General features: G+C 29.2%; 9 protein-coding genes. 7 read left to right on the top strand and 2 right to left on the bottom strand.

Annotated features, from left to right (window positions below; translation table 11 throughout):
• Positions 1 to 193 precede the first annotated feature (193 nt).
• From bpuSUM_RS05590 to bpuSUM_RS05570, 5 genes are all read left to right on the top strand, one after another.
• A complete protein-coding gene (locus bpuSUM_RS05590; protein WP_247066823.1) occupies positions 194 to 1,543 on the top strand; it encodes a DUF244 domain-containing protein in 1,350 nt (449 codons plus the stop codon).
• 10 nt (positions 1,544 to 1,553) lie between these two features.
• The gene (locus tag bpuSUM_RS05585) at positions 1,554 to 1,763 is read left to right on the top strand and encodes a hypothetical protein (protein ID WP_247066821.1); all 210 of its coding nucleotides are present in this window, start codon (positions 1,554 to 1,556) and stop codon (positions 1,761 to 1,763) included.
• A gap of 16 nt (positions 1,764 to 1,779) precedes the next feature.
• The gene (locus bpuSUM_RS05580; RefSeq protein WP_247066819.1) at positions 1,780 to 2,151 is read left to right on the top strand and encodes a single-stranded DNA-binding protein; all 372 of its coding nucleotides are present in this window, start codon (positions 1,780 to 1,782) and stop codon (positions 2,149 to 2,151) included.
• A 69-nt stretch (positions 2,152 to 2,220) separates the two neighbouring features.
• On the top strand, positions 2,221 to 2,637 hold the full coding sequence (locus bpuSUM_RS05575; protein WP_247066817.1) for a DUF261 domain-containing protein: 417 nt from the start codon (positions 2,221 to 2,223) through the stop codon (positions 2,635 to 2,637).
• Positions 2,634 to 3,452 carry a DNA adenine methylase gene (locus bpuSUM_RS05570; protein WP_247066815.1) on the top strand — a complete coding sequence of 273 codons (819 nt, stop codon included), beginning with the start codon at positions 2,634 to 2,636 and terminating at the stop codon, positions 3,450 to 3,452. The genes bpuSUM_RS05575 and bpuSUM_RS05570 overlap by 4 nt, the downstream gene beginning before the upstream one ends.
• 228 nt (positions 3,453 to 3,680) lie before the next feature.
• Here bpuSUM_RS05570 and bpuSUM_RS05565 read toward each other — a convergent pair whose 3' ends face one another.
• Both bpuSUM_RS05565 and bpuSUM_RS05560 read right to left on the bottom strand, forming a co-directional pair.
• Positions 3,681 to 4,439, bottom strand: a complete 759-nt coding sequence (locus bpuSUM_RS05565) for a tyrosine-type recombinase/integrase (RefSeq protein WP_247066806.1) — start codon at positions 4,437 to 4,439, stop codon at positions 3,681 to 3,683.
• A gap of 467 nt (positions 4,440 to 4,906) precedes the next feature.
• On the bottom strand, positions 4,907 to 5,326 hold the full coding sequence (locus bpuSUM_RS05560) for an Mlp family lipoprotein (RefSeq protein WP_247066804.1): 420 nt from the start codon (positions 5,324 to 5,326) through the stop codon (positions 4,907 to 4,909).
• Between the two features lie 164 nt (positions 5,327 to 5,490).
• Between bpuSUM_RS05560 and bpuSUM_RS05555 the strand changes: the two genes are divergently transcribed.
• Together bpuSUM_RS05555 and bpuSUM_RS05550 are read left to right on the top strand one after the other, a co-directional pair.
• On the top strand, positions 5,491 to 6,057 hold the full coding sequence (locus bpuSUM_RS05555; RefSeq protein WP_247066802.1) for a DUF603 domain-containing protein: 567 nt from the start codon (positions 5,491 to 5,493) through the stop codon (positions 6,055 to 6,057).
• A gap of 11 nt (positions 6,058 to 6,068) precedes the next feature.
• Complete coding sequence (locus bpuSUM_RS05550; RefSeq protein ID WP_247066882.1) at positions 6,069 to 7,421, top strand: PBSX family phage terminase large subunit; 1,353 nt, start codon at positions 6,069 to 6,071, stop codon at positions 7,419 to 7,421.
• Positions 7,422 to 7,436: the final 15 nt, after the last annotated feature.

The following is a 7,436-nucleotide window of genomic DNA, read 5'->3' as shown; positions in this document are numbered from 1 at the left end:
TTCTAATCCCCTATTATTTATTGTGTTTTATTACTAATCATAATAACTCAATAAATATTAAAAAGTAAACTTTTATTGTGATAAAAATGTTTTTTTGTATAATTTAACAAAAAAATATATCAAAAATTTTGACAAAAACAATTTTTTGCTATATTATTTTTTTTATAAAACACAATAGATAAGGAGTTTAAATATGATAAATGTAACAAAAATAAATAATTCAGGATTAGAGGAAAGGATGCAACAATTTGATTTGTACGGACAAATGGTGTTTAAGGGTTTTGAATCTTTTGCATATCAAAGTCAAGAAAATCTTAAAGGTAAACAAAAACAGTTAAGTAAAATAAGTAGAGTTGGACATAAATTACCAAAAATTGGTAAGAATGAGTGTTTTAAGTTTAATAGTAAGGTTGACTTTAGTGTGCAAAGAGAATCGTTAAAGCGTATGGGAGCTAGTGAAGTTGGAAGCATGTTTATTGGAGCTGATTCTTTAGAGAAATTAATGCGAGAGCGAATACTTAAAGCTATAGGAAGAGAAATACCATTTGAAGATAATTTGAGCATGAGAAAGGGAAAGATATTAGAATCTTTAGGATTTGATGAATTTGTTCGTATGAACGTGGATAATATTGAGGTGTTACATAAAAACAAATATGCAAATGGTGTTGACAAATATAATTACTTTAAAAAAGTTGAGGGCTGTGAGACATTAGTTGGTTCAACAATTGATGGATGGTTTGTAAATAACTCGGGAGAAGCCGAGTTACTTGAGATCAAAATTAGTGATAATTTTTACTTAAAAAGTGCAGCTATTGAATACAACAAGAATGGTAATTTTTTAGAAGATAAATATTTCTTCAAGTATTATGTTCAAGTACAAATGCAGCTACTCTGTACAGGTTTAGATAAGGGAAATTTATTTTTTATCATAGGTGGAGAAGCAATAAACTGTGTAATTGATAAGAGTGATGATTTTATTAGTTATATAATGACTGAAGTTTCAAGATTAGAGGGAGAAGTTAGTAGTATTGCCCAGTCTTTAAAATCAAGTAGTGATATTGATATTAAAAATATTGATTTAGATGAGCTTAGTGATATTATCAGGGATTTTTTGAGAAATAATTTTTTATATGAAGAGCTATGTGATGTAGATTTCAAGCTTGAATTTTTAGAATTTGTAAAATCAAGTCAACTTGAGATTGATGAAGACGAAATTTTGGATTTAAGTAGACGTTTAGATGAGATTAATGCATTGCAATCTGAAATTGACAAAGTAGAAGAGGAGACTAAAAAGGCTCAGGCGTTAGAGTTGGCTAGGGTAACCAAACCTATTAAAGATAAACTTAAATTTCAAATAGAGGATCTTTATCGTAAATTTTCTTTAAATGAACATATAAATTATAACTTTGATGGGAATAGGTTCTCTTTAGATATGAGTAAGAGAGCTATTAAGGATAGGTTTAAGTTTTTAAGCTGTGTTATAGACTTTACTTTTAGTAGTAATTCAAATGAATGGTCTACACCTATTTTAAAAGCTGTTTAAGGGTACCTTTATGAGATTTATGTTTATAGCTTTATTTTTAGTAATTACTTACAAGATTTTAAGATTTTTATGTAAGTTTGGTGTGAGAAGTATAAAGAATCTCATTCAAGCTTATTATGCAAGACGAGAATTTTTAGAAAATCTTGAGAGACTTGATTGTGATTTAAGACGTATGGAACTTTTAAGTAGGATTCATGATAAGGAGAGTTCTGGTGTTTGATATTAACTTGTTAAGTATGTCTGGTCGTTTAACAAGAAACTGTGAGGTTATTTATACTAGTAATAGTTTTCCTATATTAAAATTTACACTAGCTAATAATAGAGGTGTAAAGAAGAATAACTGTGTGACAAGACAGGCTCAATTTTTTGACTGTGTGATTTTTGGAGCTAGAGCTGAGAGTCTTGCTGCTTTACTTAAACGAGGGGTTCAAGTTGTACTTAGTGGAGCCCTATCTTATTCAAGTTGGAATGATAAGCGTACAGGTGAGGGTAAGAGTAAATACAGTATTTTGGTAAATGATATTTGCGTTTTAAACTCATCAATTAAAACACAAGATATTAATGAGAATAAGCTTGAAGATAAGTTTTATGAAGATATTCCTTTTTAATATCTATATTTAACTTAAGGGAAGTAGGGGTTGTAGTTTTAAAAATAAAGATTGTAAGTGAGATTATATATGAAAATAACACAAAATAATCCAAATTTAGTCTCAGAAGTACGTCAGTGGGGATGTTACTTTTTATCTCTTCATTATTACGTATCAGTTTTTAAAAAGTTGCAGTTTAGTGTTCTTGATATAAATAGGAATTATCATAACTTTGTTAAGTCAGGGTGTATGAGAAGTAATTGTTATATTCTAAATCCATGCGCTGTACTAAGACGGTTTGATATCAGTGCAAGTGTTAGGTGGGAGAGCCCTGCTTACAGATGTTTAGATGGAGAATTTGAGATAAGTGAAGTTAAAATAAAAAATACACCAGGATATCATTTTATAGCAACTAATTTGTCATCTGTGCTTTATGATTCACTGACACTTAAAGAGCGTGGCGTTGAATATGAGATTACATCAAGGAGAATATTTAAGAAATATTGAAACTACTAAGTAGAGAAGGAAGTAAGTACCGCTATAGTGCTGATATTATAAGTCTTTTTCCTAAGCATACTCAGTATATTGAAGGATTTTTTGGTACAGGAGCAGTATTTTTTGCAAAACCATTAGCCCATTATAATATACTCAATGATAATTCTAAATTTATATATAAGTTTTTCTATATCTTAAAGCAAGACCCTGAGTTGCTCTACAATCGTGTAAGAGATGCGATTATTTATGACAGCATAATTGATGAGAACAGAGACAAAATTGAGTACATGGTGCTTAGATGTTTATATTCACTTTATGGTTCATCTAGTTCAACTATGAAGTTGGATCGAAGTAATGCTAAGAGATTGTTTTTAGAAAACCTTCAGACATATAAGTCTAGATTTAAAGAGATGCTTGATAATGCAATATTTACATCACGTGATATATTTAAATTTTTAGCTGCACTACCTAATCGAGACAAGGTAAGCTCAACATTTGTATATCTTGACCCTCCATATTCAATTTCTCATGGGAATCTTGCTGATAATCGTGGATGGAATTTAGATTCTCTAGAGAGACTTATTATAGAGCTTAAGAGATATAACTGGCAGTTTGCAGTAAGTGAATTTGATGATTTAAGAGTAGTTAAGCTTTTCTTAAAGCATAATCTTTTCATAAACTATGTAGCACGCTCAACTGGTATAGCAAGTATTTTCAAGCAAACTAAACATGAGCTACTAGCTACTTCATACAAAACTAATAGGTCAAGTATGGATTTAAAGAGTATTCGTTATGTTCAAAAGGAAATGTTTAAAATGCAAGCGTAAAGAGAAAGGACTCTAGAAAAGTTTAGAGTCCCTGTTCTCTTTTCATAATGAAATTTTGGTTTAAAGAATATATATATTATAAACTATAATTTTATCAAAAACAAAGGATTAACAAATATTTTTTTTGTAAAATAAATACCTAAATGTCAAATTAGGTATTTACTGGTGCTTGGTAAAAATCTTGAAGTGGGGGGAGTAGTCCTTAAAAATATTAGCAAAATTTAAAAGTTATTTCAAGCTAGTTTTGATATCTCTGTAAGCCTGTATTTTACTTGCACTTGAGAGACCATAAACATTATCAATCTCAGAAGTAGATGAATATTTCATAAGTTCTTTAATTTCAAATGAATTATATCCTCTAGACTTTAGTGATGCTATAAATATATTACGAAGTATATGCAAAGATTTGCGATGTTTAAATCCTCCCTTAATGAGTAATTCCTTAAACCTAGTTGCGATCTCACTTATGTTAATTTTATTGTCACGAAATTTAAGTTTACTTTTTTGAAATAGATATGTACGTCTTGTGTCTTTTCCTTTAGATAAAAAGTAGTTTTGATGGGCTTGCATTATAGATTTAAATTCAGATTTACTAATGACTACTTCTCTAATACAGATATTGCTACGCTTTTTAGCTACATTAACGCGAATAGAATAAAATACTTCACCATTACTACACGTCTCTTTATATATGTCAGTAAGTTTTACATTTTGCATCTCAACACCCCTACAACCAGTAATTGAGAGTAAGTGTACAAACCATCCTGAAATGGGGTCTAGACTTTTAAGTCTCTCTATAGAGCGTTTTACAAGTCTAATTGTCTTGTCATTTAGATAAAATCTTAAAGGTGGGGATAATTTTTTAGTATGTCTAGTTTTGCTTTGACTTTTAAGTAGAGTTAATTCTTCACTTAAGCGTTCATTTTGCATTTCTAATTCTTTAATTTTTAAGTTAAGACTGCAGTTAATTAAATGTTTCCCTTTCATGTAATTTCAAAGTTAACTAAACACATTAAAAATAGATAAAATTAGTTATAAAAATATTAGCAAATACTTATGCGTAGAGTCAATTTTTAAAGGTCTCCATTGTATATAAAATATGGTGTGTAGAATGCTTGTAATTTAGAGAAAAGTTGTTTTTAAGGTGATTAGCAATAAATAATCTACATACTTCTTGCTATCTTTAACAAATACTTATAATTTTACTTTCTATATCCTTTATTTGCCTACTCAGTATCTTTCAACTTTGCAATGATGGGTTTTTTAGTATAAAATTTAAATTCTCTATCTCTGTTAACTTAAAGTTTACTTTTATAGTTACTCTTACCATTTTTATAACGAGTTTAATTTATTCTCTCTTACACTTATTTATCTAGAATTTTGTTGTCTTATTTTCTTAAATCTTTCTTTTTTAAATCTATCTTATCTTAACTTCCTTATTATTAGAGTTTTATTTAACCACCTGCTCCACAGGTGCTTGTTGCTTGAGTTTTAAAACCATTGAGCGTACTTTCATCCATTTTGCTAAAGTATCCTTGTACAACGGTTTTAAAAGTGCTTTTACCTTCATCATTTCCATTACATTTTTCAAGTTCAGTCTTTATATGTTCAAGTGCTTCCTTTATTTTAGATTCATCATGATTTAAAAATTTGTTAAAAAGGTCATCATTACCCAAAGCTTGTTTTAAAAAATCTAGATTTGTTTTTTGAGTTTCATTTAGCTTTTCTCTTAATGCGTCCTCAGGTGTTTTTTGTACTTCTTCTTGTTCTTCGAAGTTTCTTTTAACTCTACTCTTAGGTGTAGCATTTCCATGCTCATATTCACAACTACTAATTAGTAATAATAAAATCAAAATAAAATTAATTTTATTCATATAAATCCCCTTATCTTTTTTGATTTAAAAATATATCTCTATTTATCTTCTTAATGTACATGTACGTATAAGTATTAATTGTTTTTGTAAAATTTATTGTTTTGTTATAAATTTTATGTTAAATATATTTTTGTTAACCTATTAGTTAACTTATATTAAAAGGTATGAGTAGGATAAAGAAATCGTTTGATGATTATGTTGTGTATTTTAGAGAAGGGAAGCTTAATAACACTGGTATAGCAAAAGAGCTTGGAGTTAGTCGTGTTAATGTAGGAAAGATGAGACGCAAATGGGAAGAGATTAAGGATGACCCTGAGTATATTAATGGTGCTGCTAAGCTTACTATTTGTGAAGATACTTTAAATAATATCTTATTTCATGCATCACAAAGTACAGCCCAGGCGCGTGATCTTAAAAGTCAGTTTAGTATGGCTAAAAGTATGTTGGGACTAGAATTTATAAATTCATTTAGTCGTTATTTAGAGTTAGAACTTAAAACTCATAATTACAAAATAGAAGAACTCGAGTCTCAAATTAGCAATCTTTACAAGAAGACTTTAAGTAAAAAAGTTGCACATTCAGAAGAAGAGAGTCGTGAGCTTGAAGAGTTAAAACTTAAACTCGATGAGCTTAAAAGGGAGAGAGAACTTAAGAAAATGTCACTATGTTACAAGACAATGCTAAAGCTTAAAGCTACTGATACAGATGTGCGCTCTAAATTACAAATTTAAAGGATATGGTAATGGATATATATAAGCTGCCTATATTTAAAGAAATGCAGCGAGAGTACAAGCGTGATTTTGGTATTGATATAATGGATTTTATTAAGCCTAAAGCATTGGAGGTTGATTTTAAAGGGTTTGAAAGTAAATATTTAACTTCAAAACAACTTAAAGTAGTACGTAATATCGAGAAGAATAAACAAAGTAAAATTATCCTCTCAGGTGGGATTGCTAGCGGTAAAACATTTCTAGCATGTTATCTATTCTTAAAAATACTGCTTACAAATAGGAATGTGTATAAAAGAAATACTAATAATTTTATAATAGGAAATTCCCAAAAATCATTAGAGGTTAATGTTATGGGTGAGTTAGGAGATATTGCTAGTATGCTTAAAATACCCTTTAGGCCAAAATTTTCTAATACATCATATTTTGAAATAGACTCACTAAGAGTTAATTTGTATGGAGGTGATAGGGCAAGTGATTTTGAGCGGTTTAGAGGCTCTAATTCAGCGCTTATTTACGTTAATGAAGCAACTACACTGCATAAAGAAACATTAATAGAATGTTTAAAAAGGCTTAGAGTAGGAATGCAGGCAATTATATTTGATACCAATCCAGATAGTCCTGAACATTTCTTTAAGCTTGATTATATTGATAATACAAAAATTTACTCTACATATAACTTTACAACATATGATAATGAATTAATTTCTCGGGATTTTATTAAAACCCAAGAAGAGATTTACAAGGACATTCCAACATATAAGGCAAGGGTTCTACTTGGAGAATGGGTCCCGTCCTGTGATGCGATATTTACTAATGTTAATCTTACAAGTAAGCATGAATTTATATCCCCAATAGCATATTTAGATCCTGCATATAGTATAGGAGGAGATAATACAGCCCTTTGTGTTTTGGAGCGAGTAGATCAAAGTTATTATGCATTTATTTTTCAAGAAAAGTTACCAGTAGGTGATCCTAAAATGTTAAATACAATTAAAACTATACTTACAAACCTTAATGTACACAAACTATATGTTGAAGATAGGGATAACGTTTCTGGGCATGGGAATGTGACTAAAATGTTTCTTAAACTTAGGGCGGGTATGAGTCATAATTTTAAAATTGCTCCAATTAAACCTATAAGTAATAAATTTACTAGAATTGCTACATTAATAGAGCCATTTGCAACATCTAAACTTAGTATTATGGATTATTCAAGTAAGTCAGCTGTATCTGATATTTATAAGTACAAAGGAGATGGTAAGAGTGATGATGATTCATTAGATAGCCTATCAGCATCATATATGTTATTGACTCTAAGTATGCGTACTCTTAAAGCTCATTTTACTAAAATAAGGTTCCTATAACAGTTAAAATATTAT

It is taken from the genome of Borrelia puertoricensis (genome assembly GCF_023035875.1).
In the GTDB taxonomy this organism is placed as follows: Bacteria; Spirochaetota; Spirochaetia; order Borreliales; family Borreliaceae; genus Borrelia; species Borrelia puertoricensis.
This window is presented reverse-complemented; position numbering and strand designations above follow the sequence as displayed.

Excerpts from the sequence above, each read along its gene's own strand:
- bpuSUM_RS05550 (WP_247066882.1), top strand. The coding sequence starts at position 6,069 with ATGGATATATATAAGCTGCCTATATTTAAAGAAATGCAGCGAGAGTAC.
- bpuSUM_RS05590 (WP_247066823.1), top strand. The coding sequence starts at position 194 with ATGATAAATGTAACAAAAATAAATAATTCAGGATTAGAGGAAAGGATG.
- bpuSUM_RS05565 (WP_247066806.1), bottom strand. The coding sequence starts at position 4,439 with ATGAAAGGGAAACATTTAATTAACTGCAGTCTTAACTTAAAAATTAAA.
- bpuSUM_RS05575 (WP_247066817.1), top strand. The coding sequence starts at position 2,221 with ATGAAAATAACACAAAATAATCCAAATTTAGTCTCAGAAGTACGTCAG.
- bpuSUM_RS05580 (WP_247066819.1), top strand. The coding sequence starts at position 1,780 with ATGTCTGGTCGTTTAACAAGAAACTGTGAGGTTATTTATACTAGTAAT.
- bpuSUM_RS05585 (WP_247066821.1), top strand. The coding sequence starts at position 1,554 with ATGAGATTTATGTTTATAGCTTTATTTTTAGTAATTACTTACAAGATT.
- bpuSUM_RS05560 (WP_247066804.1), bottom strand. The coding sequence starts at position 5,326 with ATGAATAAAATTAATTTTATTTTGATTTTATTATTACTAATTAGTAGT.
- bpuSUM_RS05555 (WP_247066802.1), top strand. The coding sequence starts at position 5,491 with ATGAGTAGGATAAAGAAATCGTTTGATGATTATGTTGTGTATTTTAGA.